This window comes from Pyruvatibacter mobilis, assembly GCF_012848855.1.
Taxonomy (GTDB): Bacteria; Pseudomonadota; Alphaproteobacteria; order CGMCC-115125; family CGMCC-115125; genus Pyruvatibacter; species Pyruvatibacter mobilis.
On the sequence record NZ_CP051630.1, the window covers coordinates 1,121,740 to 1,146,120 of the forward strand.

At 60.8% G+C, this 24,381-nt stretch carries 24 protein-coding genes; 11 read left to right on the plus strand and 13 right to left on the minus strand.

The genetic code is table 11. The features are described from left to right. The 3 genes from HG718_RS05270 to HG718_RS05280 all read right to left on the minus strand — a co-directional run bounded on the left by HG718_RS05270 (position 1) and on the right by HG718_RS05280 (position 1,898). Positions 1 to 597, minus strand: coding sequence for an NUDIX hydrolase (locus HG718_RS05270; protein ID WP_160587633.1), 597 nt, complete (start codon positions 595 to 597; stop codon positions 1 to 3). Further along, positions 594 to 1,559, minus strand: coding sequence for a prolyl aminopeptidase (pip, locus tag HG718_RS05275; RefSeq protein ID WP_160587634.1), 966 nt, complete (start codon positions 1,557 to 1,559; stop codon positions 594 to 596). The genes HG718_RS05270 and pip overlap by 4 nt, the downstream gene beginning before the upstream one ends. 126 nt (positions 1,560 to 1,685) lie before the next feature. Then, positions 1,686 to 1,898 carry a cold-shock protein gene (locus HG718_RS05280; RefSeq protein ID WP_027837659.1) on the minus strand — a complete coding sequence of 71 codons (213 nt, stop codon included), beginning with the start codon at positions 1,896 to 1,898 and terminating at the stop codon, positions 1,686 to 1,688. A 486-nt stretch (positions 1,899 to 2,384) separates the two neighbouring features. Between HG718_RS05280 and HG718_RS05285 the strand changes: the two genes are divergently transcribed. Genes HG718_RS05285 through HG718_RS05305 form a run of 5 tightly spaced genes read left to right on the plus strand, consistent with a single transcriptional unit; the run spans position 2,385 to position 8,071 of the window. Beyond that, positions 2,385 to 4,004, plus strand: a complete 1,620-nt coding sequence (locus tag HG718_RS05285) for a carboxyl transferase domain-containing protein (protein WP_160587635.1) — start codon at positions 2,385 to 2,387, stop codon at positions 4,002 to 4,004. Positions 4,005 to 4,017: 13 nt separating this feature from the next. Further along, entirely contained in the window at positions 4,018 to 4,812 is a 795-nt protein-coding gene (locus HG718_RS05290) for an enoyl-CoA hydratase-related protein (RefSeq protein WP_160587636.1), read from the plus strand. Then, positions 4,812 to 6,824 (plus strand): acetyl/propionyl/methylcrotonyl-CoA carboxylase subunit alpha, encoded by a 2,013-nt coding sequence (locus tag HG718_RS05295; RefSeq protein ID WP_160587637.1) that lies wholly within the window; start codon positions 4,812 to 4,814, stop codon positions 6,822 to 6,824. Before HG718_RS05290 ends, HG718_RS05295 begins: the two co-directional genes overlap by 1 nt. Before the next feature lie 9 nt (positions 6,825 to 6,833). Then, a complete protein-coding gene (locus tag HG718_RS05300) occupies positions 6,834 to 7,271 on the plus strand; it encodes a DUF1489 family protein (RefSeq protein ID WP_160587638.1) in 438 nt (145 codons plus the stop codon). A 14-nt stretch (positions 7,272 to 7,285) separates the two neighbouring features. Continuing rightward, on the plus strand, positions 7,286 to 8,071 hold the full coding sequence (locus HG718_RS05305; RefSeq protein ID WP_160587639.1) for a hypothetical protein: 786 nt from the start codon (positions 7,286 to 7,288) through the stop codon (positions 8,069 to 8,071). A 19-nt stretch (positions 8,072 to 8,090) separates the two neighbouring features. Here the strand turns inward: HG718_RS05305 and panC are convergent, their stop codons facing one another. Beyond that, positions 8,091 to 8,954, minus strand: a complete 864-nt coding sequence (panC, locus tag HG718_RS05310; protein ID WP_160587640.1) for a pantoate--beta-alanine ligase — start codon at positions 8,952 to 8,954, stop codon at positions 8,091 to 8,093. Positions 8,955 to 9,232: 278 nt separating this feature from the next. On the opposite strand from panC, the gene HG718_RS05315 reads away from it, so the two are divergent. From HG718_RS05315 to HG718_RS15690, 3 genes are all read left to right on the plus strand, one after another. Further along, the gene (locus HG718_RS05315) at positions 9,233 to 10,114 is read left to right on the plus strand and encodes a division plane positioning ATPase MipZ (RefSeq protein WP_027837666.1); all 882 of its coding nucleotides are present in this window, start codon (positions 9,233 to 9,235) and stop codon (positions 10,112 to 10,114) included. Between the two features lie 263 nt (positions 10,115 to 10,377). Continuing rightward, positions 10,378 to 10,971 carry a VWA domain-containing protein gene (locus HG718_RS05320; protein WP_244617702.1) on the plus strand — a complete coding sequence of 198 codons (594 nt, stop codon included), beginning with the start codon at positions 10,378 to 10,380 and terminating at the stop codon, positions 10,969 to 10,971. A gap of 12 nt (positions 10,972 to 10,983) precedes the next feature. Then, entirely contained in the window at positions 10,984 to 11,730 is a 747-nt protein-coding gene (locus HG718_RS15690; protein ID WP_280179180.1) for a DnaJ domain-containing protein, read from the plus strand. Positions 11,731 to 11,746: 16 nt separating this feature from the next. Here HG718_RS15690 and HG718_RS05330 read toward each other — a convergent pair whose 3' ends face one another. After that, the gene (locus HG718_RS05330; protein WP_160587643.1) at positions 11,747 to 13,414 is read right to left on the minus strand and encodes a serine hydrolase; all 1,668 of its coding nucleotides are present in this window, start codon (positions 13,412 to 13,414) and stop codon (positions 11,747 to 11,749) included. A 469-nt stretch (positions 13,415 to 13,883) separates the two neighbouring features. Here HG718_RS05330 and HG718_RS05335 point away from each other — a divergent pair, with 469 nt between their 5' ends. The 3 genes from HG718_RS05335 (at position 13,884) to clpA (ending at position 17,349) form a co-directional block, all read left to right on the plus strand. Next, positions 13,884 to 14,312, plus strand: a complete 429-nt coding sequence (locus HG718_RS05335) for a DUF1499 domain-containing protein (protein WP_160587644.1) — start codon at positions 13,884 to 13,886, stop codon at positions 14,310 to 14,312. Positions 14,313 to 14,509: 197 nt separating this feature from the next. Then, positions 14,510 to 14,902: an ATP-dependent Clp protease adapter ClpS gene (gene clpS, locus HG718_RS05340; protein WP_027837669.1), complete on the plus strand. Its 393-nt coding sequence runs from the start codon at positions 14,510 to 14,512 to the stop codon at positions 14,900 to 14,902. Positions 14,903 to 15,030: 128 nt separating this feature from the next. Next, on the plus strand, positions 15,031 to 17,349 hold the full coding sequence (clpA, locus tag HG718_RS05345; RefSeq protein ID WP_160587645.1) for an ATP-dependent Clp protease ATP-binding subunit ClpA: 2,319 nt from the start codon (positions 15,031 to 15,033) through the stop codon (positions 17,347 to 17,349). A gap of 73 nt (positions 17,350 to 17,422) precedes the next feature. On the opposite strand, the gene HG718_RS05350 is transcribed toward clpA, so the two are convergent. The 8 genes from HG718_RS05350 to HG718_RS05385 form a co-directional block, all read right to left on the minus strand. After that, complete coding sequence (locus HG718_RS05350; protein ID WP_160587646.1) at positions 17,423 to 18,103, minus strand: helix-turn-helix transcriptional regulator; 681 nt, start codon at positions 18,101 to 18,103, stop codon at positions 17,423 to 17,425. Between the two features lie 17 nt (positions 18,104 to 18,120). Then, positions 18,121 to 18,498 (minus strand): VOC family protein, encoded by a 378-nt coding sequence (locus HG718_RS05355; RefSeq protein ID WP_160587647.1) that lies wholly within the window; start codon positions 18,496 to 18,498, stop codon positions 18,121 to 18,123. Positions 18,499 to 18,600: 102 nt separating this feature from the next. Continuing rightward, positions 18,601 to 20,238 carry a Vgb family protein gene (locus HG718_RS05360; protein ID WP_160587648.1) on the minus strand — a complete coding sequence of 546 codons (1,638 nt, stop codon included), beginning with the start codon at positions 20,236 to 20,238 and terminating at the stop codon, positions 18,601 to 18,603. 40 nt (positions 20,239 to 20,278) lie between these two features. Further along, a complete protein-coding gene (locus HG718_RS05365; RefSeq protein ID WP_205345744.1) occupies positions 20,279 to 20,701 on the minus strand; it encodes an HIT family protein in 423 nt (140 codons plus the stop codon). A gap of 23 nt (positions 20,702 to 20,724) precedes the next feature. Continuing rightward, positions 20,725 to 21,909, minus strand: coding sequence for a GNAT family N-acetyltransferase (locus HG718_RS05370; RefSeq protein ID WP_160587650.1), 1,185 nt, complete (start codon positions 21,907 to 21,909; stop codon positions 20,725 to 20,727). Positions 21,910 to 22,019: 110 nt separating this feature from the next. Next, positions 22,020 to 22,763, minus strand: coding sequence for a glycerophosphodiester phosphodiesterase family protein (locus HG718_RS05375; RefSeq protein WP_160587651.1), 744 nt, complete (start codon positions 22,761 to 22,763; stop codon positions 22,020 to 22,022). Between the two features lies 1 nt (position 22,764). After that, positions 22,765 to 23,232, minus strand: a complete 468-nt coding sequence (locus HG718_RS05380; RefSeq protein ID WP_027837676.1) for a RidA family protein — start codon at positions 23,230 to 23,232, stop codon at positions 22,765 to 22,767. Positions 23,233 to 23,521: 289 nt separating this feature from the next. Further along, a complete protein-coding gene (locus HG718_RS05385) occupies positions 23,522 to 24,244 on the minus strand; it encodes a GGDEF domain-containing protein (protein WP_160587652.1) in 723 nt (240 codons plus the stop codon). Positions 24,245 to 24,381 lie beyond the last annotated feature (137 nt).

The window sequence follows — 24,381 nt, forward strand, 5'->3', positions numbered from 1 at the left end:
TCACAGCAGATCGCGCAGGAATGCGAGGTCCGGCTCGGTCATGATGAGATGGCGCGCGGAAAGCATGATGCCGCCATGGACCGCAGCCACATCGACGCTGCCATCCGCGAACATGCGGAACGCATCTGCCAGTGGCACAGTGAAGACCTCCAGGTCTTCGTCGTCTTCGAGTGCCTGTTCGGCCACCTGCTTGGCGCCGATGCCGAGATATGGATAAGCCCGCTGGCGGAAACGGCCGGGATAGGGTTGGATCGGCGGCAGGGCGAAAATCCGGTCGACCTGGTGGCCGGTCTCTTCCATGAGCTCGCGCTGCACCGCACTGTCCGTATCCGGATCTGTGTCGTCGATGATGCCACCGGGCAGTTCAACCATTACCCGCTCCGAGCCGTGCCGGTAATTGTGCACAAGTACGGCATCACCGGTTTCCGTAACCGGGAGCATTGCTGACCAGTTCGGCATGTCGAATACGTGATAGGGGTCGACGATGGTCCCGCGCATGGTTTCGCACCGCTGCTTGCGCGCGCGGATGTATGGCGTCTCGAATAGCACCTCGTCCGCAAGGACTTTCCATGCTTTCGGTTTGGGAGTGGATGTCATGGTGTGTTTGTGCCGGTGGCGTTGAGAGCGTCCAAAAGCGCCTGGGTGTTTGCAGGATCGCGCCAGGTATGCCCGGCATCAGCGACGATTTGAAGACGCGCATGGGGCACGGCACGGACAAATTCCATAGCTGTCTCCATTGGGCAGACGATGTCATAGCGGCTGGCTATGAGCGTTGTGGGAATTGAACGCAGCCGGGCGCTGGCGTCGTGCAGAATGGCGTCGCCGTTGATGAAGCCATGGCGCTGGAAATAGTGGTTCTCGATCAGCGAGTGGGCCAGCACATAGTCCGGATCCGATAACTCTGCGTCGAGGGCGTCGTACTCGAGGATCAGTCTCGAGACGGCCTTTTCCAGCCGCGTCCAGCATAGAAGGGCGGCAGACCGGGTGTGTGGGTCCGGCGCGTTGAACAAGGCGGCATAGGCCTTGATGGGATCGTCGCGCAGGCTCTCGGGGACTGGCGCGATAAAGTCGTCGAATACTTCGGGGAACAAGGATGCTGCGACCCCACCCGGATAGTAGAGCCGTTCAAGTTCCTTCTGCCGCGCCAGGAAAAGCCCGTAGAGCACCATTTCAGACACGTGCCCTTGATGGGCCATGGCATAGGCGACAGCCAGTGTGGCGCCCCAGGACCCGCCGAAGATGCGCCATTGGGTGATGCCCAGGTGGGTGCGGAGGCGTTCAATGTCAGCGATCAGATGCTGCGTGGTGTTGTGTGACAGCGAGCCATGGGGGCGGGATTGGCCTGCGCCGCGCTGATCCATCAGAACAATGTAGTTGCGGTCACCATCGAGGAGCCGGGTGATGTCTGGCGAGCATCCGCTGCCCGGTCCGCCGTGCAGGTAGAGGAGGGGAGTGCCGCCTGCGGTGCCCCGGGTTTCGAAATAGATCTCGTGTCCATCCTGTTCCGGCAGATAGCCGGACGCCAGGAGGGGGGCGACTGGAAAAAGGGGACGACTCATGATGCGGGCATCCTGCCACAGTCTGGCTACGGCGCGTGCTTGAGAAATGGGATGCCGGATAAAGGAAAGCCCGGATGTGTGGGGAACATCCGGGCTTTCAATCTCGTATCAGAAGCTGGCGGCTGGTTAGCCGGTCACCTTCAGGTTTTCAGCGGCCATCTTGCCGTTGCGGCCTTCGAGGAGTTCGAACTCCACGACCTGACCTTCGTCAAGCGAGGCGAGGCCGGCGGCCTGCACGGCGGTGATGTGCACAAAGGCATCCTTGCCACCACCTTCGGGCTGGATGAAACCATAGCCCTTCTTCATGTCGAACCACTTAACGGTTCCCTGCATCTTCATGCGTCCTTCAAAACTGATCGTCGTGCGATCCAGGTTCGCCACGGCACCATGCCGAAAGCGAGCTTTCGCAACCTCTGGCCGGAAGTCCTGAATGCGCCTTTTGTTTGATGACGTCGTCGGAGGCAGGCTAGAGAAGTCGAGTAGGCTCACGCATCATGCAAGTTTTTCGGCTTTTTTGCAATCTATTTCATGCCCACAAAGAAAAGACGGATACTGATAAATAATCAGGCAAATTATCACATGACAAAATCGTTGCCGGGCAACTGAAACAACCGCCTATGGCAATCAAGGGGAAGTCTGACAGCCTGGCAGGTGACGGTCGGCGAAGCGCTGAAATCAGCGAAAATCGGACTGCTGGTTGACCTGTGACATGCTGCTTGCGCCGTGACAGGGCCTATGCTCCCTTGCGACCCGGAGTCGCCGGGCTGCCTCTGTGAGGCGCCGATACTCTCAACAAGACGTCGAGACAGGAAACGCGCAAGTCCAATGCCCCGCCTCAGTTCCGCCATCCAGCCCAAGAGCTCCGCTTTCACTGCCAATGCAGCAACCATGCAGGCCCTTCTGGATGATCTGGCAACGAAGACGCAGGCCGCCTCGCTGGGGGGCAATGAGCGCTCTCGGGATCGCCATGTAAGCCGGGGCAAGCTGCTGCCGCGTGAGCGGGTGGCGCGATTGCTCGACCCGGGCACACCATTCCTGGAATTGTCCCCGCTGGCAGCTAACGGCATGTATGACGATGACATCCATGCTGCGGCCATTATCACCGGCATCGGTCGTGTTTCAGGCCGCGAGTGCATGATCGTCTGCAATGATGCCACGATCAAAGGCGGGACCTATTATCCGGTCACGGTGAAGAAGCATTTGCGCGCGCAGGAAGTCGCCCGGGAAAACCGGCTGCCGTGTATTTACCTGGTCGATTCCGGTGGTGCCAATCTGCCCAACCAGGCGGACATCTTCCCGGACCGTGAGCATTTCGGGCGCATCTTCTTCAACCAGGCCACCATGTCGGCGGAGGGCATCGCGCAGATAGCCGTCGTGATGGGGTCCTGTACGGCGGGCGGCGCCTATGTTCCGGCCATGTCCGACGAGACGGTCATTGTGCGCAACCAGGGTACGATTTTCCTCGGTGGCCCGCCTCTGGTGAAGGCGGCGACGGGCGAAGTGGTCTCGGCTGAAGATCTGGGTGGTGCAGATGTGCATTCCCGTAAATCCGGCGTCACGGATCACTATGCGGAGGATGACGCGCATGCGCTCGCCATCGCCCGGCAGATTGTCGCCAATCTCAATACACGAAAGCCGGTCGAGCTGGATATCCGCCGTCCCGTGGCTCCGCTCTATGACCCGTCGGAACTCAATGGTGTCGTGCCGGCTTCGCTTGCAACCCAGTATGACGTGCGGGAGGTCATTGCGCGGCTGGTGGACGGCTCGGAGTTCGACGAGTTCAAGAAGCTCTATGGCACGACGCTGGTGACGGGTTTTGCGCGGCTGATGGGGTATCCCATCGGCATTGTCGCCAATAACGGCATCCTGTTTTCGGAGAGTGCCCAGAAGGCTGCGCATTTCATCGAGCTCTGCTCCCAGCGCGGCATTCCGCTGGTCTTCCTGCAGAACATTTCCGGCTTCATGGTAGGCAGCCAGTACGAAGCCGGTGGTATTGCCAAGGACGGTGCCAAGATGGTCACTGCGGTGGCAACAGCGCAGGTTCCCAAATACACCGTCATCATTGGCGGGTCGTATGGGGCAGGCAATTACGGCATGTGCGGGCGTGCCTACAGCCCTCGCTTCATGTTCGCCTGGCCGAACGCGCGGATATCCGTGATGGGCGGCGAGCAGGCGGCAAGCGTGTTGGCCACGGTCAAGCGTGATGGCATGGAAGCGCGCGGAGAGAGCTGGAGCGCTGACGAGGAAGAGGCCTTCAAGGCACCGATCCGCGCCCGCTACGAGGATGAAGGTCATCCCTATTTCGCCACCGCGCGGCTGTGGGATGACGGTATCATCGCGCCGGAGGATACGCGTATGGTGCTTGGCCTTGCATTGTCCGCCTCGCTCAATGCCCCCATTCGTTCACCCCATGCGCCGGACCGGTTCGGCGTGTTCCGCATGTAAGGACCAAAGCGCTATGGCTGATGCATTCGTACTCATGGAAGTCTCCCGAGAGGGATTGGCGACCATCACCCTCAACAATCCCGACCAGCACAACGCGTTCAACCCGGACCTTGTGGCTGACCTGAACGACCGGCTGGAAGACTTGCGCGCCAATGGCGATACCGTGCGTGGCGTCATCATTCGGGCAGAGGGAAAAGTGTTCTCCGGCCTTGCCGATTTTGACTGGTTGCCGCATCTGGCTCACTACACAGATGATGAAACCGAGGAAGATGCGGAAGCCATTGCCGAAGTGCTCAGCCGTGTGCGTGAACTTCCGCAGCCGGTAATCGCCGTCGTGGAGGGGCCCGCTGCGGGCTACGGCCTTGGTCTTGTGGCAGCGTGCGATGTTGTGGTGGCGACCGAAGCTGCGCGCTTCGTATTCTCGGAAGTCCGCCACGGCTTTATTCCCGCATTGGCCATGCCCTATGTCATCGAAGCCATCGGCATCAAGGCTGCCCGCCATTATCTCCTTAGTGCATTGCCGTTCGACGCTGCCGAGGCGCATCGGCTTGGGCTCGTGGATGTGGTGGTGAAAGACGACACGGAACTCGAGGGCCGGTTGTCCAATTATGTGGATCATATCTTTGCCGCGGCCCCGGGTGCCCTCGCTGCAACCAAGGCGCTAATGGACGAGGTCACGGGTCTGCCCATCGATGACGAGTTGATCGACGAGATCGTTGCCGCCCACACCAGGAACAGGGAAGGCGGCGAGGCAGCTCAGGGCATTGAAGCGTTCCTCGAAAAAAGGGACCCGGACTGGCGCCGCTGATGATTACGTCTTTGCTGATTGCCAATCGCGGCGAAATTGCCTGCCGCGTGATCGAAACGGCGCGGGCCATGGGCCTTCGCACCATTGCTGTTTATTCAGAAGCCGATGCGGGTGCCCGTCATGTGGAGATGGCGGACGAAGCGCATCTGCTGGGGCCCGCTCCTGCCGCAGAAAGCTATCTCAGGATGGACCGCATCCTGGACGTAGCGCGGGCCAGCAGGGCTGATGCTATCCACCCAGGTTATGGGTTTCTGTCCGAGAACGCGGAATTCGCTGACGCGTGCGCGGATGCGGGGGTGGTGTTTGTTGGTCCGCCTGCGGATGCGATCCGCGCCATGGGTTTGAAGGACACGGCGAAGGCGCTGATGGAGAAGGCCGGGGTGCCGGTGGTGCCCGGCTATCACGGCGACAATCAGGATGCGGCCTATCTTGCGGGCGAAGCAGACCAGATTGGCTATCCCGTGCTTATCAAGGCAGTGGCCGGCGGTGGCGGCAAGGGCATGCGCCGTGTCGACGACGCTGCGGACTTCGACAAGGCATTGCAGTCTGCCCGCCGCGAGGCCAAGGCGGCCTTTGGTGACGATCGCGTGCTGATTGAGAAGTTCGTGGCAAGCCCGCGCCACATCGAGGTCCAGGTCTTTGCGGATGCGCATGGCAACGTGGTTCATCTCTTCGAGCGGGATTGCTCCGTTCAGAGGCGCCACCAGAAAGTCGTCGAAGAAGCACCAGCCCCCGGCATGCCGGACGACATGCGCGCCGCCATGGGCCATGCAGCATGCGAGGCTGCACGGGCAATTGGTTATCGCGGGGCGGGGACCGTTGAATTCATCGCAGACGCGTCTGACGGCCTGCGGTCGGACCGGTTCTACTTCATGGAAATGAATACGCGGCTTCAGGTTGAGCATCCGGTTACGGAAATGATCACCGGCCAGGATCTCGTCGACTGGCAGTTGCGCGTGGCTGGGGGTGAGCTGCTGCCTCTCAAGCAGGATGACATAGGCATCAACGGGCATGCCTTCGAAGTGCGCCTTTACGCGGAAGATCCGGCGAAGAGTTTCTTTCCATCCACCGGCCGTCTTGCCGCATTCGGACTGCCGCCTGAGTCCAATGCCGTGCGTGTCGATGCCGGCGTAAGGGAGGGGGACGAGATCTCGATCTATTATGATCCGATGATCGCCAAGCTCGTTACCTGGGGGGACACGCGGGACGACGCACGGCGGCAGATGGATGCCGCATTGCGGCAGGTGGAAGTCGCCGGTGTGCGTACCAATACCTCCTTCCTGCGCCAGGTCATTGGTCATGACGTCTTCGCAGCCGGTGCTATGGATACGGGCTTCATCGATGAGCATCTCGATGCGCTGGTGCCAGCGGTCGCCGGCGCCCCCGATGAGGTTCTTCTTCTGGGTGCAATTGCCGTGGCCCAATCACGCCTTGCGGCGTCACAAACGGGCAGTGCCTCAGATCCTTACTCCCCGTGGAACGATGTCTCCGGCTGGCGCCTTTCCGGGACGGCTGAGGAAACGATCATCCTGATCGAGGGGGAGGAGAGCAGGGAGCTGTGTGTCCGGTACACGCAGGACGGCATAGAGACGTCCTGGTCCGGGCGTGCCGCATCTGCTGCCGCAGCGGTTGACGGGGCAGGACGGGTTCATGCCTTGATTGATGGACATGGGATTGCGGCAGGTGTCGTACATGCCTCCAACGCCATAACGGTGATGCGCGAGGGTGAGAGCTGGACATTTGCATTACCTGACCCGCTGGATGTGACGGGCGACGACGCCGCCGCATCCGGTGGTGTCACCGCACCCATGACCGGCAAGATCACCCAGGTATGGGTCAAGGCAGGAGACAGCGTGTCGCGCGGTGCGCCGTTGATTGCGCTTGAAGCCATGAAGATGGAACACACGCTGTCAGCGCCCGGCGACCTCAAGGTATCCGATGTGTTGGCGGCGGTGGGCGACCAGGTCGAAGGTGGGGCGGCTTTGGTGGTTTTTGAGGATCCGGCTTCCTAGATCACCCTCATGACAGTGCATTTGATAAAGCTCTGCGTCGGTGCCCCCTCCATTGAGCACCTTGCTGACTGGCAGAACCGCGTGCTGGCAGGCAAGACCGCATATGGCAAGGTTGACCACTTGTTCCACACCACGCGCATGACGCCGAAACGCAAGGACGAGCTGCTGGATGGTGGTTCGCTCTACTGGGTGATGGCGGGCGTGGTCCGTGTTCGCCAACGGTTGCTCGATATTGAGCCCGTGGTGGACAAGGAGGGCGTTAAGAGGTGCCGTCTCATTCTCGATACGCCTCTCATCCCGACGCGTCCTCAGCCGCGCCGTCCGTTCCAGGGCTGGCGCTATCTTGACCCCAAGGATGCCCCGGCAGATCTTGAAGGGGTCTCCGGAACCAATGACGAGATGCCGCCGGAAATGCAAGCGGAGCTGATGGAATTGGGGCTGCTATGAGGATTTGGGGCTACGTGGCGGTATTGCTTGGGGTGGGTATTGCTCTGGCCGCCTATGCGACGCCGTCCCGGGCCGCCGGCGCCTGCCTGTCTATGCCTCTGGTCTTCGAGACCATGACTGCGGAAGGATGCCCGGACAGCTCCCGTATCCAGGCACTGCTTGATGCCCCCCTTGCCGTTGGCCCTGCTGATCCTGAGACCGGCGCGAGGCGCGGTGTGCTTCTTACCGCACCAAAGGATGACAGCAGGACGCAGGCGGTGCGGACCTGCCGTGCCTATGCGGAGGCGGTAAGGGCAGGGTGGTATGCCGCTACTCAGCTAGAGATGAATTCTGAAGGCTTCTTGCGGGTGGCATGCGGTGCGCTGTTGTCGCTCGATATGTCGTCGGTGGCGGCGACGTCCCGCTTCAAGGATGAAGGCGTTGGGTTTGATACCCTATCCCTTTTGCCGGTGGATATCCTGCCGGCTCTGTCTCCGGATACGGAGACGGCGCTCGCCAACCTCAAGCTTGGTGGCTTCAATGTGGGCAGCATGATCGCAACCGGCGATGTCCTGACGCGCTCCGCGCCTGATGGGCAGCTAGACCTTGCCTATGGTGGCATGGCGTCCACCTATGGTGAAGTTGCGCGGGGTGACTTCAACGGTGACGGAGCTGAGGACCTGCTGGTCTATGTCCGTCATCAGGCCGTCAACGGGTCGTTGCTGTGGTTTGAGCTCTTCGGGCTCAGCTACCCGCTTGGTACACTGACCTATGAGCGATTTTCGCCAGAAGCCCTGGGACAGCTAAAGCCACAAGGCTGACATCGCCTTTTTCACAGGATCAGGTCTCGGAGCGTGGGTCGAGATTGTCGATCAGGCGGGTCTTGCCGAGATGGGCTGCACCCAGTACGCGCAGGGGGACACCAGACGCGATGTCGTGGGGGGTGACTGCCGCCAGACTGTCAGCGTGCCTGATGGCGATGTAGTCCACCTTGTGGAAGCCGCTGGCTGCGAGGTGTTCGGCGCCGGCGGCTTCTGCTTGAGGGGGGGACGAATCCTCAAGGACAGCGCGGCCTGCGCGTTTGAGGGCCTCACGCAGGGCCGGTGCTGCAGCGCGTTCATCAGCCGAGAGGTAGGCATTGCGCGATGACATGGCGAGCCCATCTGCTTCGCGGATCGTGGGGCCGCCCATTACTTCCACCGGGATATTCAGATCGGTGACCAGACGGCGGATGACCTGCAGCTGCTGGTAGTCCTTCTCACCGAAAACAGCGACGTCAGGCAGGGCCTGCAGCAGCAGCTTGGTGACAACGGTTGCCACCCCGCCGAAAAAGTGCGGTCGGTGTTCCGTCTCAAGTCCTTCTGATGGGCCGCCAACACTGACCGATGTCGCAAAGCCGTCCGGATACATTTCAGTTGGGACAGGAGCCCAGAGGATCGTCGCGCCACGGGTCTCGAGCTTGGCGCGATCACCTTCCTCGTCGCGCGGGTAGCGGTCGAGGTCTTCACCGGGGGCAAATTGGGTGGGGTTCACGAACAGGCTCACCACCACCTCGTCCGCTGCCGCAAGCCCGGCATCGACCAATGTGAGATGGCCCTCATGCAGGGCACCCATGGTCGGAACCATGGCGATGCGTTGGCCTGCCTTCCGGCGTTCGGCGATTAGGGCACGAAGGTCTGAAACGGTGCGGACGATTTGAAGCATGGTCGATTGCTCCGAGTACGGAAAGACAGCCTGTATGCCTCATTTTCGGGCAGTTCCGGACGGCCGGGAGGCCCTTTATGTGGCACGGGTTTCGCAACATATACAGGCTGGGAAGCAGGAAAACCGCTGTTTTCCAAGCCATGCAATTTTGGGATGTGAAGAATGTGTGCCAATGCGGGATTTCCACCGGGTAGCGTGTTGACTTCGGCACCGTCACACTCCCAATATCTCCGCATTCTACGGGGGTGAGTAGCGTGAATTCGGGGCAAGTCATAAGCGTGCGGTCTCGCACGAATGGTAAACAGTCCGGGCCCGAGGGGCGGCGCGGGCATGTCATCGTTCTCGGCAATGAGAAGGGCGGGTCGGGCAAGTCCACGAGCGCTATGCACCTCATTGCCGGTCTGATGAAGGCTGGTTTCAAGGTCGGCTGCATTGACCTCGACAGCCGCCAGCGTTCCATCTCCCGCTATCTCGAGAACCGGCGCCAACTTTGCGATCGCACCGGCCTTCGTCTGGCCTTTCCGCGCCACGAGGTGATCGACCCCTCGACCCTGGACAGCAAGGAAGCAGCCCAGCGGGAAGAGGAGAGCAATTTCGAGCAGGCCCTTTTCGAGCTCCGTGCGACCTGCGATTTTGTCGTGGTGGATTGTCCGGGTTCTGACGTGTTCCTGTCCCGTGTCGGCCATCGCTCCGCGGACACACTCATCACCCCGATGAACGATTCCTTTGTTGATTTTGACCTTCTCGGCAAGGTGGATCCCGACACCAATGAGGTGATGGGCCCGTCCATCTATTCCGAGATGGTGTGGGAAGCGCGGAAGCGAAAGGCGATGGTCGAAGGCAAGTCCATAGACTGGGTCGTGATGCGCAACCGCCTGTCGCATCTGGATGCCAAGAACAAGCGGCGGGTCGAGCAGGTTCTGACCAACCTGGCAGGCCGTATCGGGTTCCGCCTCGCCCCCGGTTTCGGGGAGCGCGTCATTTTCCGTGAGATGTTCCCGATGGGGCTGACGCTCCTGGATATTATCGACGATGATGCGGGCGTCCCGCTGTCAATGTCGCATATTGCGGCGCGGCAGGAGGTGCGTGACCTCCTTACGGCACTGCGTCTGCCGGGCCTCGACGAAGGCAAGGATGCCGAAGCCGCCCAGGCTGTCTGACGGCTGTTTCTTCCAGAAAACCGATGATATCTGTGCCCTTGGCAGCGGACGCGTTGCGGCCCATCTTTAGGGCATGGACACGCTTTTCAGATGTATCTCCGCAATGGCCGCTTGCCATGGCTGGTGAGCGCAAGGCCCCTGCGTCCCGGACGGGCGCTGCTGCAACGTTTTCATCGCGGGGCGCAAGCGAGGTAGACGCATTTCTGGCAAAGGTGGCGGCCACGCCTGCGCCAGTGCGGTCACAGGGGCGGGCTCGGGGCCGTTTGCTCTTCATCATGGATGCCACGATGAGCCGGCAGCAAACCTGGGACCAGGCCCTGGGTGTGCAGGCTCAGATGTTTGAGGTGACTGCGGATCTTGGAGGGCTGGACGTCCAACTTGCCTATTTCCGCGGCCATGGAGAGTTCAAGTCTTCCGGTTGGGTCGGTGACCCCCGTGGGCTTGCCAGGGCCATGACGGGTGTGCAGGTGCGTGGCGGTCATACGCAGATCAGGCGGGCATTGCGGCACGCTCTGAAAGAGGCCCAGGCACAATCGCTTCCGGCGGTGGTCTATGCCGGTGACTGTATGGAAGAGGCCGCGGACGATGTGTGCGCTGTGGCCGGTGATTTGGCATTGCACGGCACCCGAGCCTTCATGTTCCAGGAAGGGTTCGACGAAACAGCAGAAGCCACCTTCAAGGAAGTGGCTCGCCTGACCGGAGGTGCCTTTGTGCGTTTCGATGCGGGAGCCGCGGATCAGCTCCGTGCGCTGCTTCGGGCCGTTGCTGTCTATGCCACTGGCGGTCATCGTCAGCTCGAGGCACATGCGCGGACCGCGCCGGCACTGGTCCGGCAATTGACGCATCAGGTCAGATAGGAGCCGGGCCATATGGGTTACCTCATTCTCTTTGCCTGCCTCCTCGGTGCCGCCATCCTCCTTATCCGGTCGGCGCAGACCTTGCCTGCCGCGCAGCTGGCAAAGCTGCTTCGCTATGTGGGCGGTGGGCTCCTGGGGCTCTTGTGCCTGTTCCTTGCGGTAACAGGGCGGCTCGGATTGGCTATTCCCGTCGGCGCCTTTGCTTTCGCGCTGCTGAGCGGAAACACGGCCTTTCTCGGCCGGTTAGCTAAGGCCGTGCCCGGCTTCGGCTCTCCGAGCGAGGGGCAGGTGTCGACGATAGAAACCCCGTGGCTGTCCCTATGGCTTGAACATGACAGCGGCCATATGGGCGGACGTGTCCGCCAGGGTCGTTTTTCAGGTGCGGACCTGGCCCATCTGAATAGCGAAGACCTGCGATTGCTGCGCGAAGAGTTGGGACACGATGCCGAGTCTCTCCGTCTGCTTGATGGCTATATCGAGCGTGAGCGACCGGATGTGGACGAGACGGGCGCCAGTGAGGAAAGCGAAGAACAGGCTGGCGACTGGGGTAAGCAATCTCGTAGGCAATCATCTGGTATCATGGGCGAGGATGAAGCCTATGAGGTGCTTGGTCTGTCGCCGGGTGCCACTGTGGATGAGATCAAGGCGGCCCACCGAGAGCTGATGCGCAAGGTGCATCCGGATACGGGAGGCTCTTCCTACCTGGCAGCCAAGATCAATCAGGCCAAAGACCTGCTGCTAACGCGAGCGCGTGCCTGAAACCTGGCACGCCTGCCTAGTTTGTCGTGGGGGCATACCAGTCGTCCGGTGGCACCGTGATGCAGCTGATGCCTTCACGGATCAGGCGGGTGCAGGCATTGCGGGCCTGATCTTCCCCGTCGAACCCCGTAAAGCGCGACCGGAAGAGGGTGCGTGAGGCAGTGCGGACCGGTACTGTTGCAGGGCCCTTGCCTTTGAGAACGCTGGGCGCACGTGCCATGGCAGCCTGGATGCGCCGTCCTGCTTCGGTGGCGTCCGAATAGGCGCCAATCTGGATGCGCCAGGCATGGCCGGCGGAAACCGTGCTGTAGCTTCCCGGGTCGTTGAGAGCTGCGAGATTGACATCGGTTGCGGAGGAAATGTCACCCGCTCCGGTGGGGCGGCCAGGATCCGTCAGCGTGCCAGCCGGCCGGGGGGCACTCTCCCGGGCATTGGCCGGAGAGACAAGCCAGGCCGATACATCATCGAAGACCCGTGGTGCGACCGCAGCTGCTGCGACCTGCCGGGCAGGTGCCTCAGGCTCTGTGGTCGGCCCTCTGAGGCCGGAAGCGGTCTCTGGGGAGGCAGCGGTTGGTGCGACAGCATCAGGCGTGGGCGCGTTGAAGGTCACGGCAGGGCGTCGGGCGGGTGCAGGTTCTGCCAGCAAGGCTGCCGCGGTAGCGGCGTCAAATGCGTCCGCGGGCTTCACTGAGGGCGCATTTGTCGGCGCGCGAGGTGCTTCCAGTGAGGCCATCAGCTGCGGCGGTTCTGCCGTCGGCAGGGTGACGTTCGGGCGTGCGCGGGGGATCGGCGCCGCGCTGGCGATGGAGATGCGCCCGCGTGTGGGGACGCGTCCGAAGGCTTCGTCCAGGATCTCACGCATATGGTCATCTCGGGTGCGCGGCGTCTTGCCACCCATCACGACACCGACCAGGTGCTTGCCGTCGCGGGTCACAGAGGCGGTCAGGTTGAAGCCTGACGCACGTGTGTAGCCCGTCTTGATGCCGTTGGTACCTTCGTAGTCGCCCAGCAGGTTGTTGTGATTGTTGAAGGTGCGGCCGCGGAAAGTGAAGCTTTCTGTGCCGAAATACGAATAGTACTGCGGGAAATCATCCATGATCCGCTGGGCGAGGGTGGCCATGTCGCGCGCGGTCGTAACCTGGCGCTTGTCGGGCAAGCCATGCGGATTGCGGAACGTCGTCCGCGCCATGCCCAGCTCGCGGGCGCGCTTGGTCATCTGCTGGGCGAACTTCCGTTCGCTGCCGCCGATGTTTTCGGCAACCACCATGGCAACGTCATTGGCCGACTTGGTGACCAGCGCAAGAATGGCGTTCTCAACCGTAATCGTATCGCCAGCGTCGAGACCCAGTTTCGACGGCGCCTGCCCGGCGGCGTGGCGGGACACCGTGAACTTGGTATCCAGAGTGATGTTCTCTTTCGCTAGCTCCTCGAACACGATGTAGAGCGTCATGATCTTGGTGAGAGAGGCAGGGTAACGATGGGCGTCCGCGTGGCGGGAAAAAAGCACGCGGCCCGAATACTTATCGAGCACAAGGGCAGCGTATTTTGGTTTTGCCGCTGCCGGCGTTGCCAAGGCCACGGAAAGCGTGAGCGCGAGCATCATCGTCGCGGCGACGACAAGACCAAAGGGCCCGCGTGCCTGCGCTACGGCTGATCCGGCGCCATGTCTTGCTTCAATCCCCAAGGACTTCGCCCCTCTCAAGCAGCTGATACGCACGCTACCCACCATTCTCACGCTGACCATGTGACCGATCCCCCGATGGCACATGGCGGGGTAGGCTGGCTGCCCGGTTTGCCTGAATTTGACACCCCGTCAAAGGGTAATGCCAGCCACTCCAAATGCAATCCCCCAAGCCCTGCATTTTCGATGCCGATCAGGGCCTTTCGGGCGGCGGAAAAACCGCTGGATTGTGCCGCGATAGCAGGGGCATGTGTCGCCGGTGTTGCAACCGGGAACGGGCACCTTGGATGTTGTGCGCTCGGGGCGGGCATTAGAGGCTCCGGAATGCCTGAAAACTGGGCCAAACGAGACCATGCCCCGGCGTGGTTAGAAAAGGGTTAACAGTCGTTAACTTCCCTGTGGATGATCTGGGATTTCGCAATGAATGCGGGTTTCACTTTCCCGGAAGGCTGATGTCGTATTAGCTTTCTGAATGGCCAAAAAGGGAATCAAGACCGGGGTTGCTGCGCTGGATTTCAGGCGTTTGAAGCTCAAGGGATCGCCGAATGAGTATCTCGTGGCGCCGGACGAGATCTGCGACAACGCTGTGCCTCATTGTCCGGCCGACGTCTATGACGTCCCGGCCTCGGAACTGCGGGACGCGATCATGCATGTTGTCAGCCGGCAGCCGCGGATCGAGCTTGCAGGCATGGATGAGGCGCGGATGGCCTTCGAGTTCGTGCAGTATTCCTCTGTCCTCAATTTCAAGGACATGATCTCTATCCAGGTGATCGAAGTGGATGCTTCGAACTCCACCTTGGCGATCTACAGCCGCTCCAAGACCGGCTATTACGATTTCGGGGTGAACCGGAAGCGGGTCGAGAGCTGGCTAGAGGAACTCGAAGGCGAGATCATTCACTAGCCCTCCGGCTCATTACCCGGGCTTGGCCCTGTGCGCCCTGCCGCATCTTCACATTTTGGGATAAAGCCCCATATTTGCTGTATTCTCGGCGTCAGGCAGCGGCCCTGTTTCGCTGTGAATTTCCAGCCAGTGGCCGCTTCCCGTTCGTTGACCAGTGCATGCCTGTTGAAACCATGACCGCGACTATTCACCCCCCGATGGCTGCCGGTGCGTCCTGCTTGGCAGGCCGCTTCGTGCTGCTTCCGGATGACCCTGCCGATGGTGGTCCGCCTGATGACGGGTCATCCGGCGGCGGCACCAATACCGGTGTCATCACAAAGACGAAGCCCAAAACCAAAAAGCCGTCCCTCTACAAGGTGCTGCTCCTCAATGACGACTACACGCCCATGGAGTTCGTAATCCATGTGCTGGAGCGGTTCTTCAACAAGGGGCGAGAAGATGCCACGCGCATCATGCTGCATGTCCATCAAAATGGCGTCGGCGTGTGCGGGGTGTTCACCTATGAGGTGGCTGAAACCAAGGTCACCCAGGTGATGGACTTCGCCGGCCAGCATCAGCATCCGCTGCAATGCACGATGGAGAAGGAGTGAGGGGACTTTCTGATCCGGGCTGAAGGATCAGACGGGGGCAGGCCGTTGCGTCTGGTGGGACGGGACGTCAAACTGTTAATACGCGGTGTCATATTGTTGGGGCTGCGAGCGACAAGGAGTTAGGTGCGTTGCCAAGTTTTTCCCGCAGCCTCGAGGAAGGTCTCCATCGCGCCCTGGCACTGGCCAATGAGCGCGGGCACGAATACGCCACGCTTGAACATCTCCTGCTGGCCTTGATCGATGATCAGGATGCAGCCGCGGTGATGCGCGCCTGTTCCGTTGATCTCGACAAGCTGCGCTCGGACCTTGTCTCCTATATCGACACGGAACTGTCCAACCTGATTGTCAATAATGGCGAGGACTCCAAACCGACGGCGGGGTTCCAGCGGGTTATCCAGCGCGCCGTGATCCATGTGCAGTCGTCCGGGCGGGAGGAGGTGACCGGCGCCAATGTGCTTGTCGCGATCTTTGCGGAGCGCGAAAGCCATGCCGCCTATTTCCTGCAGGAACAGGACATGACCCGCTATGACGCGGTCAATTACATCAGCCACGGTATCGCCAAACGTGGGGATATGAACGAAACGCGCAGCCCGCGCGGTTCCAGTGATGATGAGGACACGGCTGAAGGCAGCGTCAAGGAAGGCACCGAGGCGCTTGAGACCTATTGCGTGAACCTCAACGAGAAGGCAAAGGCCGGCAAGATTGATCCGCTGATCGGACGCGATGCGGAAATTGACCGCACGATCCAGATCCTGTGCCGCCGCTCGAAGAACAACCCGCTCTATGTGGGTGATCCGGGGGTCGGCAAGACGGCGATTGCCGAGGGGCTGGCGCGCCGCATCGTCAATGGTGAAGTGCCCGATGTCCTCAAGGAGGACACGGTGTTCTCCCTCGACATGGGCGCGCTTCTCGCAGGCACGCGTTACCGCGGCGACTTCGAGGAACGCCTTAAAGCCGTTGTGAAGGAACTTGAGGACTATCCCGGCGCTATCCTGTTCATCGACGAAATTCACACGGTGATCGGGGCGGGTGCCACGTCAGGCGGGGCAATGGATGCCTCCAACCTGCTGAAGCCGGCATTGGCATCCGGCAGCCTGCGCTGCATTGGGTCGACAACCTACAAGGAGTACCGCCAGCACTTCGAGAAGGATCGCGCGCTGGTGCGCCGGTTCCAGAAAATCGACGTGGCTGAGCCGTCTGTCCCCGACTCCATCAAGATTCTGAAGGGTCTCAAGCCCTATTTCGAGGAGCACCACAAGGTTCGTTACACGAATGATGCCATCAAGGCGGCGGTGGAATTGTCGGCGCGCTACATGCACGACCGGAAACTGCCGGACAAGGCAATCGACGTGATCGACGAGGTGGGCGCGTCGCAGATGCTGCTGCCGGAGAGTAAGCGCAAGAAGACGGTCGGCGTGAAGGAAGTGGAGTCGGTGATTTCTACCATGGCCCGCATCCCGCCGAAGTCCGTCAGCAAGACGGACACGGAGAAGCTTGAGAGCCTTGAGACTGATCTCAAGCGGGTCGTGTTTGGCCAGGACGATGCCATCACGGCACTGGCCGCAGCCATCAAGCTGGCCCGCGCCGGCCTGCGTGAACCGGAAAAGCCGATCGGCTCCTACTTGTTCTCAGGCCCGACAGGCGTGGGCAAGACTGAGGTTGCGCGTCAGCTTGCGTCCATCATGGGGGTCGAGCTCCTTCGGTTCGACATGTCCGAGTATATGGAGCGCCATACGGTGTCGCGCCTCATCGGCGCGCCCCCAGGCTATGTCGGCTTTGACCAGGGCGGTCTTCTGACTGATGGCGTTGACCAGCATCCCCATTGCGTGCTGCTGCTCGACGAGATCGAGAAGGCGCATCCGGACCTGTTCAACATCCTGTTGCAGGTGATGGACCATGGTCAGCTTACGGATCATAACGGCAAGAAAATCGACTTCCGCAACGTGATCCTGATCATGACGACCAATGCCGGTGCGTCGGATATGCAGAAGCCGCCAATTGGTTTCGGCCGCACCAAGCGCGAGGGCGAGGACGAAGAGGCGATCAAGAAACTGTTCACGCCTGAGTTCCGCAACCGTCTGGATGCCACCATTCCGTTTGCGAGTCTCAGCGAAGACATCATCGCGCGCGTGGTCGAGAAGTTTGTGCTTCAGCTCGAAGTGCAGCTTGCTGACCGTAACGTCACGATCGAGCTCTCCAAGGCGGCCAACAAGTGGCTCGCCGACCGCGGCTATGACGAGCAATTTGGTGCGCGTCCGCTCGGCCGCATTATCCAGGAGCACATCAAGAAGCCGCTGGCCGAGGAATTGCTGTTCGGCAAGCTCAAGCGCGGCGGCGTCGTGCATGTGGATGTGAAGGGCGACGAGCTCTCCTTCGCGGTTGAGGCCGCGCCGCCGCCACCGTCGAAGAAGAAGGGCAAGAAGGCGACGGAGAAGGCTGAGAAATAAGCGAGAAGGGCACCCGAAGGGTGCCCTTTTCCTTTGGGCAAAAGGTAGGGGCACGTTTCAGGCTGCTGGCTGTCTAGTGCGCTTCTTTCTGGCGGTAGAACTCGGTCAAGGTCTTGCCGGGCTCGGGCCTGAACATGTCACCGGTAGCGGTCACTTGAATCCGGTCGATCCGGAAGACCCGGAAATCGTCGCGCAGCTCACACCAGGCGACCAGCGTCCAGACTTTTCCCCAGAACCATAGGCCCAGCGGGCGGACGGTGCGGGTGCTCTTCTCGCCCTCCAGATCCTCATAGGAGATCGATAGGCGGGTGCGCGCATCGATCGCCCGCTCGAGCTTGTCGATGGTTCTGCGGTGGTCGTCAGTCAGCTCTGCCGGGGCGAAGGCATGGATCTGCACCTGTCGGCCATAGTCACGGGTAGAGGCTGGCAACACAGTTTCAATCTTCACAAGGGCTTCCTGTGCGGCCCTTGCCATTTCGGCACCGCCCCAGGCCCGGATGAAACGGGCACCCGCCACCAGTGCAGCCACTTCGTCGCGGGTAAACATAAGTGGTGGCAGGTCGAAGCCTTCACGCATCAGATACCCAATCCCGGCCTCGCCATCGATTGGGACACCCGAGGCCACCAGATCGGCGATGTCGCGATAGATGGTGCGCTCCGACACTTCGAGACGTTCCGCAAGTTGCCGGGCGGTAGTTAGCCGACCGCCCCGCAAATGCTGGACGATCTGGAAGAGGCGGTCGGCGCGGCGCATGTCAGTGGTCCGATCGTTCAGGCAGCGGTTTCAAACAGGCCGATGGAATTACCATCAAGGTCGATAGCATAGGCGAAGCGGCCAGCGGGAATGGTGATCGGGTCACTCAGAACCTTGCCTCCGGCTTCCGTCACGCGTGCCATTGCGTCTTCCAGCTTGCCCGGAACGGCAAGGTGGATGGTCGGGCCATTGCCATCCTTTGCGGGTGTTCCGGGATAGAGGTGACCGGCGGAGCCCTGGCCGTCAGAGGTCGTGAAGACGGCCATTGGATTGGGACCGTTGTCATCGCGCTGGAGTTCGGTCTCGAACACCTTGTTGTAGAAGGCGGTCGCGCGATCCAGGTCGGTCACAGGCAATTCTGCCCAGACGGTAAAATGGTCAGGTTTGTGTGTCATCGCTCTCTCTCCATGGCGGGCCCGATATGGGCGGGAAGGACGAGCGAGACAGTGCCAGAGCCCTCCTGACAGCATTCTGTCAGGAGGGTGGCTGGCGCGATCTTATTCTTCTGCGGGGCTCTGAAGGCGGAAGACTTGGGCGAGATATTCGGATGAGAAGTAAAGCGTGCCTGACGCATCGGCGGCCAGGCCGGTCGGCATGAAGACCTCAGGCCCTTCAGCGGGGATAGCACCGAAAGGCAAGCCGCTTGCGACAACCGACTTTGATCCGGACACCAGATCGATGATGGTGATCTGTGCCTTTGCCGCTTCGGCAACTGCGATTGCACCACTTGCGAGGAAGGTAAACCCTTCCGGGTTGGCGAGGTCATCCACCACGGTTTCCACGCCGCCACTGTCTGTCAGGCGGGAAATCCGGCCGCCAGAGGTCTCGGAGACATAGATGGCGTTGCCCGGACCTTGGACGAGCATGGCCGGTCCTTCGAGACCTTCAACAATGCTCACGCGATCGTCCCAGTTATCCGGGTTCACGCGCACTATGGCACCCTTTGCGTATTCGGTAACAAGAATGCCCCCGTCCTCCAGAGGAAGTGCGTCCGTCGGCGTGGTAAAGCCGTGATGGAGGCCGAGCGATTTGCCTGAGGCCGCATCCAGCACCTGCACGGCGCCTGCGGTAAGGCCGGCCGCAGCCACCTTGCCGTGCGCAATGGCCATGCTGGTGGGATAATCCATCTCCTGAGCAAAAACGCGTGCGATCTCGCCTACGTCCCCGGTCTCTGTATCGACTGTGCGGATCGCAAAGACATCGGCGACGTACAGCGTCTTCCCGTCAGGACCCATGGCAATGTCGGCGGCGACGGCGAGCGGGCCCGATACGAGTGGGGTGCTGTCTCCCGTCTCGACATTGATTTCGATGATGGCGTTGTCGGCCATGTTGGAGATGTAGAGTGTGTCGTCAGGGGCGAAGGCGAGATTATCGATAGCCGGCTTCACCTGGGCTATGAGCGTCTTCTCACCGGTGGGGACGTCCACGCGGATGACTTCGCCGGCCTGTGTATCGACAACAAAGAGCTCGTTGCTTGAACTGAAGTTGACGGCGGCTGGCGTCTTGAAGCCATCAGCGATGACCTCGAGTGTGCCTGCGTCAACATTGACGCGGGCGATCTGTCCTTTGAACCAGATGGGGCCATAGAGGTGCCCGTCGGGGCCGAAGTCGAAACCGTTGAGGCCACCCATGCCTTCCATGACTAGGCGGGGCTCCTTCTTGCCTGTGGGGTCAAGTTCCCACAAGGCGTCCCCGGCAAAGACCTGAGTCATGAACAGCCGGCCATCCTCGCGCCACGCTATCGAGTTCGTGCCGGGCAGACCTTCGGCGAGTGTCAGCAGAGTGCCCTCGGGTGTGCGCGCAAAGACCTTGCCCTGCAGAAAGGCGGTCCATGCCAGAGTGCCGTCGGGGCCTTGCTCCACATCGTCCGCCATCCCGGTAGGCGGGGCTTCAGCGATAGAGACGGCCCCGGTTTCGCGGTTGATTTCGTAGAGAGTGGCACCGACGACAGAGCCGGCAAGCAAGCGGCCTTCCGGCGTTACGGTGAGGCCGTGAACACCATGGAACGGCGACGGGCCCGTGAGGGGTTCCAGAGACCAACCCTCGGCCAGTTCCGGGGCCGCTTGAGCGGTGATTGTCGCCAGCAAGGTTACTGACAGAAGGCTTGAAGCAGCCAGTATACGGGTATTGCGCATGGAAAGTGTCCCCCTCCCGTGATTTTCTATGTGGGGAAGTCTAACCCAGTTTTTCCGTGATGCGCCTTGCGTGGTCTGCCAGCACGTCGTGGTCCTGCATGACGCGCGCATGGAGGTTCATCTCCACATTCTGCCAACGCGGGATGATGTGGAAATGAATATGGAAGACGGTCTGGCCGGCAGGGGCGCCTGAAAACTGCGCGCATACCACGCCTTCCGGCTCAAAGGCCGCGCGGACTGCATGGGCTACTTTCTGGGTGGTCTGGATCAGGGCAGCGGCGCCCTCGGCGCTGAGATCAAACATGGTCACTGCCGGCTCCCGCGGGATCACCAGAGTATGACCTTCACCCATGGGCATGATGTCCATGAAGGCGAATGTCTGCTCGTCCTCATAGACCTTGTGGGCCGGCGCTTCGCCGCGGAGGATCTTGGCGAAGATATTGTTGTCGTCATAGGCGGGGATCTGCATGGGAGTTTCCTCGGACGTCAGTCTTTGTCGTTGTCTGTTTTTCTGAACGGGGCGTGATCCGCCAGCATCTCCGCGTCGGCAGCCACATGGCGGCGCTCGGCGGCAAGGTAGTTGTCGACGGCTTCACGGAAGCTGGGATTGGGAATGTAGTGCGCTGAATAGGTAATATTCGGCGCATAGCCGCGGGCCAATTTGTGAGCACCCTGTGCACCCGCTTCCACGTGCTTGATCCCACGCGCCAACGCAAATTCAATGGCCTGGTAGTAGCAGACTTCAAAATGCAGGAAGTCGTGATGCTCCGTACACCCCCAATACCGGCCGAACAGGGTTTCCGATCCTATCATGTTGAGCGCGCCGGCGATGTACCGCCCGTCACGCTTTGCAAGGATAAGAAGAATATCTTCCGGCATCTCCTCGCCGATGATCGAGAAGAAGGACCGGGTCAGGTAGGGGGTGCCCCATTTGCGGCTGCCCGTGTCAACGTAGAAGCGGAAGAAGGCGTCCCAATGATCTTCGGTGATGTCGCTCCCGGTGACCCACTCAATGGTGATGTCATTTTCGACAGCGCGGGCGCGTTCTTTCTTGAGGTTCTTTCGCTTGCGCGAGGCAAGTGCCGACAGGAAGCCGTCAAAGGTCCCGTAGTTCTCATCTTCCCAATGAAACTGCTGGTCGGTGCGCTGGAGGAAACCGATCTCGCCAAGGCGTGTCCATTGGTCTTCCGGCAGGAAGGTGAGGTGGCAGGACGACAGTTCGAGCCGGTTGGTCAGTTCCACAAGCGCTGCGGCAATCTGGTCTTCCGTTTGCTGCTGATCCGGGCCGGGCATGGCCAAAAGGCGGCGACCTGTCGCCGGGGTAAATGGGACCGATACCTGCAGCTTGGGGTAATAGCGCCCGCCGGCGCGTTCCCAGGCATCCGCCCAGCCGTAATCGAAGACATACTCGCCTTGCGAATGGCCTTTGAGGTAGGCCGGGCAGCACCCCTTGATCTGACCTCGACCGTCTTCAACGAGGATGTGATAGGGCTGCCAGCCGGTTTCCGGTGTCGCGGAGCCCGATGTTTCCAGTGCTGACAGGAAGCGGTGAGACAGGAAGGGGTTGTAGGGAATAGAGCCACCGGGATTGGCGCATGCATCCCACTGGTCCGCGTCGATCGCGGCCATGCTGGCTTCTGTCCGAGCGATGATTTTGTCTGCGTCACCCATGCCGCGCCATTCTATCTGTCCCGGTGCGGGACCTAAAGGGCCGTGGCAGAAAACCTATGCTTTTCGAAGGTCACGAAAAGGCGAAACGCGAGGGATGGCCATCCATCTGCTCAGGGGCGGAATGTCTCGAAGATGATCTGGTCTGCATGCTTTGCCGCAGAGTCGCGATGAGCATCGGTTCTTACTGTCCAGGTGAGAACGGGCAAGCCAAGCTTGCGGCGCAGGTCGACAGACCATTGGGGCAGGGCATTGACGTCGAATCCGATGAAGTGCGGCCGGCTCTTCCAGTTCAACAGCATGTGCTTCAGTGCCATCCGCCGCATCCAGGGCATGGAGAGTGCTGGGCCCTGATCATATGCATAGGACAGCTGGCCACGTGTGATGTCCGGAGCGTTTTCTGCAAACCAACCCATGCTTCGGGGATTAAAGGACATCACGGCTGCCGGGCCTTTGTAGTCCTTGAGAAGCTTGGCGGTCCGTTTCTCCAGGGGGCCTTCCTTGCCGAAGGGGATCTTGAGTTCAATGACCGGCACGACCTTGCCACCAACCTGGTCAAGAAACTCACCCAGCGTCTGCATACGGTCCGTGGTGGTTTTGAAAGAGATTTTCTTCAAGTCGTCTGATGTGTGGGCAAAGACCTTGCCGGTTGCTTCGGTGAGCCGGTCGAGGGTGGCATCGTGGAAGACCATGGCTTCGCCATCCGCAGCAAGCTGCAGGTCACACTCGATTGCGTAGTTCGCATTGATAGCCGCCTGGAACGCAGAGGGGAGGTTTTCGACAACGCCGTCCTCAAGCCCGTGCAGTCCGCGATGGGCGACGGGGCGGGCAGTTAGCCAGGCAAGGTCACGGGCCATGTCAGGCGATCTCAAAAACTGCGTCGATTTCGACGGCGACGTTGAAGGGCAGGTTTCCGGCGCCCAAAGCAAATCTTGAATGTTTGCCGGCTTCGCCGAACACATCGACCATGAGATCAGAGCAGCCATTGATGACCGCCGGATGCTGGTCAAATTCCGGGGTGCCGTTGACGAAGCCGCCCAGCTTCACGCAGCGCGTTACCTTGTCGAGGTCGCCACCGCAGGCCTGGCGGAGGGCGGACAGGATGTTGAGGCCGCAGAGGCGGGCTGCCTTCACCGCGTCGGACTGGCTGACGGTGTCACCCACTTTGCCGACATAGGGCAGACCGGATCCATCGACGGGGACCTGGCCTGAAATGAAAACCAGATTACCCGTGACCACATAAGGCACGTAGTTGGCGGCAGGGGCCACCGGGTCGCTCAGAGAAATGCCAAGTTCTTTCAGTCGGGCGTCGATCCGTCCTGCCATGGTGTCCTGCTCCTGAGAAAACTTTGTTTCTTTGGGCGCTCTTTTCGCATGGGCACGATTTTTTTTGAAGGACACGCATTTCGTGTATTTGGGGCCTGGGTGCACCCATGGCGCGGTGTATGCACGGCCTGAAGTCAGGTCACGTCCTGGTGCCGGACACGAAAAAGGGAGACCCAAAAGGATCTCCCCTTGTCGGTTTCTCAGGGCGCATTGCGGATGCTGGTGCCAAGCGTCCTCGCGCCCTGGTGGCTCGTCGTATCAACGCAGCCGCCCCCGCAGCGGCTGGCGTCTAGCGCGCTGCCTGGAATGGACGCAGGCGCGTTGGTTCCGGCGAGCGGCGGCGTTTGTCGTGATACATGGCAACGTCCGCCATATGCATCACCTGTTGAGGAGATGCATTGCGGTCATAGGGCGCAATGCCAAAACTCGCGCGGACAGGGATGTCGCCGTGGTTGAGACGGGCCGTTGCGGAATTCAGTTCGTTCTTGAGTTCGATGGCGCGATGACGTGCCGGCGCAAGATTGCCGTTGACCATCAGGATCGCGAACTCGTCGCCGCCGAGGCGGGCAAGGTAGTCAGTGGTCCGGACCCGCTCCGCCAGGAAGTCGGCGACAAACTTCAGTATCTCGTCGCCGGCCGCGTGGCCGAAAGTGTCGTTGACGGGCTTGAAGCCGTCGAGATCAATCGCCACGAGCAAGCCCTGCTCGTCGTGGCGGCGGGCATTGGCCAGGGCCCGGTCAAGGGCATCGGTGAAACCACGCCGGTTGAGAAGGCCGGTGAGCTCGTCTGTCATCGACAGGGTTTCAAGCTGGGCGATGCGCGTTTCCTGCTCGGAAATCGTGCGCTGTGCCTCCGCGGCATATGCAAGGGCGCGTTCGATCAATTGCCGCGTCTCGCGGGTCATGTGAAGTGCCGGCTGGTCGAGATGGCCGATGAAGGACGGTTCCTCCTTCAGCCCCTTGAGATCCGAAACGGGGAAGATCTCTTCAGTGGGGGAGAGTGCGTGATACATGGCTGAAAACTCCTGTTCCCTGCACCGCCCAAGCCGCCCCGGATCTGCCGGGACTGATGAATTGGGCTATCTACAGGGAGCAAGCGCCATGCCTAGCTGCGTTAACCGGAAAACCCGCAGAAGCGCTATAGTTTCCC

Excerpts from the sequence above, each read along its gene's own strand:
- HG718_RS05270 (WP_160587633.1), bottom strand. The coding sequence starts at position 597 with ATGACATCCACTCCCAAACCGAAAGCATGGAAAGTCCTTGCGGACGAG.
- pip (WP_160587634.1), bottom strand. The coding sequence starts at position 1,559 with ATGAGTCGTCCCCTTTTTCCAGTCGCCCCCCTCCTGGCGTCCGGCTAT.
- HG718_RS05280 (WP_027837659.1), bottom strand. The coding sequence starts at position 1,898 with ATGAAGATGCAGGGAACCGTTAAGTGGTTCGACATGAAGAAGGGCTAT.
- HG718_RS05285 (WP_160587635.1), top strand. The coding sequence starts at position 2,385 with ATGCCCCGCCTCAGTTCCGCCATCCAGCCCAAGAGCTCCGCTTTCACT.
- HG718_RS05290 (WP_160587636.1), top strand. The coding sequence starts at position 4,018 with ATGGCTGATGCATTCGTACTCATGGAAGTCTCCCGAGAGGGATTGGCG.
- HG718_RS05295 (WP_160587637.1), top strand. The coding sequence starts at position 4,812 with ATGATTACGTCTTTGCTGATTGCCAATCGCGGCGAAATTGCCTGCCGC.
- HG718_RS05300 (WP_160587638.1), top strand. The coding sequence starts at position 6,834 with ATGACAGTGCATTTGATAAAGCTCTGCGTCGGTGCCCCCTCCATTGAG.
- panC (WP_160587640.1), bottom strand. The coding sequence starts at position 8,954 with ATGCTTCAAATCGTCCGCACCGTTTCAGACCTTCGTGCCCTAATCGCC.
- HG718_RS15690 (WP_280179180.1), top strand. The coding sequence starts at position 10,984 with ATGGGTTACCTCATTCTCTTTGCCTGCCTCCTCGGTGCCGCCATCCTC.
- HG718_RS05335 (WP_160587644.1), top strand. The coding sequence starts at position 13,884 with ATGGCCAAAAAGGGAATCAAGACCGGGGTTGCTGCGCTGGATTTCAGG.
- clpS (WP_027837669.1), top strand. The coding sequence starts at position 14,510 with ATGGCTGCCGGTGCGTCCTGCTTGGCAGGCCGCTTCGTGCTGCTTCCG.
- HG718_RS05350 (WP_160587646.1), bottom strand. The coding sequence starts at position 18,103 with ATGCGCCGCGCCGACCGCCTCTTCCAGATCGTCCAGCATTTGCGGGGC.
- HG718_RS05355 (WP_160587647.1), bottom strand. The coding sequence starts at position 18,498 with ATGACACACAAACCTGACCATTTTACCGTCTGGGCAGAATTGCCTGTG.
- HG718_RS05360 (WP_160587648.1), bottom strand. The coding sequence starts at position 20,238 with ATGCGCAATACCCGTATACTGGCTGCTTCAAGCCTTCTGTCAGTAACC.
- HG718_RS05370 (WP_160587650.1), bottom strand. The coding sequence starts at position 21,909 with ATGGGTGACGCAGACAAAATCATCGCTCGGACAGAAGCCAGCATGGCC.
- HG718_RS05375 (WP_160587651.1), bottom strand. The coding sequence starts at position 22,763 with ATGGCCCGTGACCTTGCCTGGCTAACTGCCCGCCCCGTCGCCCATCGC.
- HG718_RS05380 (WP_027837676.1), bottom strand. The coding sequence starts at position 23,232 with ATGGCAGGACGGATCGACGCCCGACTGAAAGAACTTGGCATTTCTCTG.
- HG718_RS05385 (WP_160587652.1), bottom strand. The coding sequence starts at position 24,244 with ATGTATCACGCACTCTCCCCCACTGAAGAGATCTTCCCCGTTTCGGAT.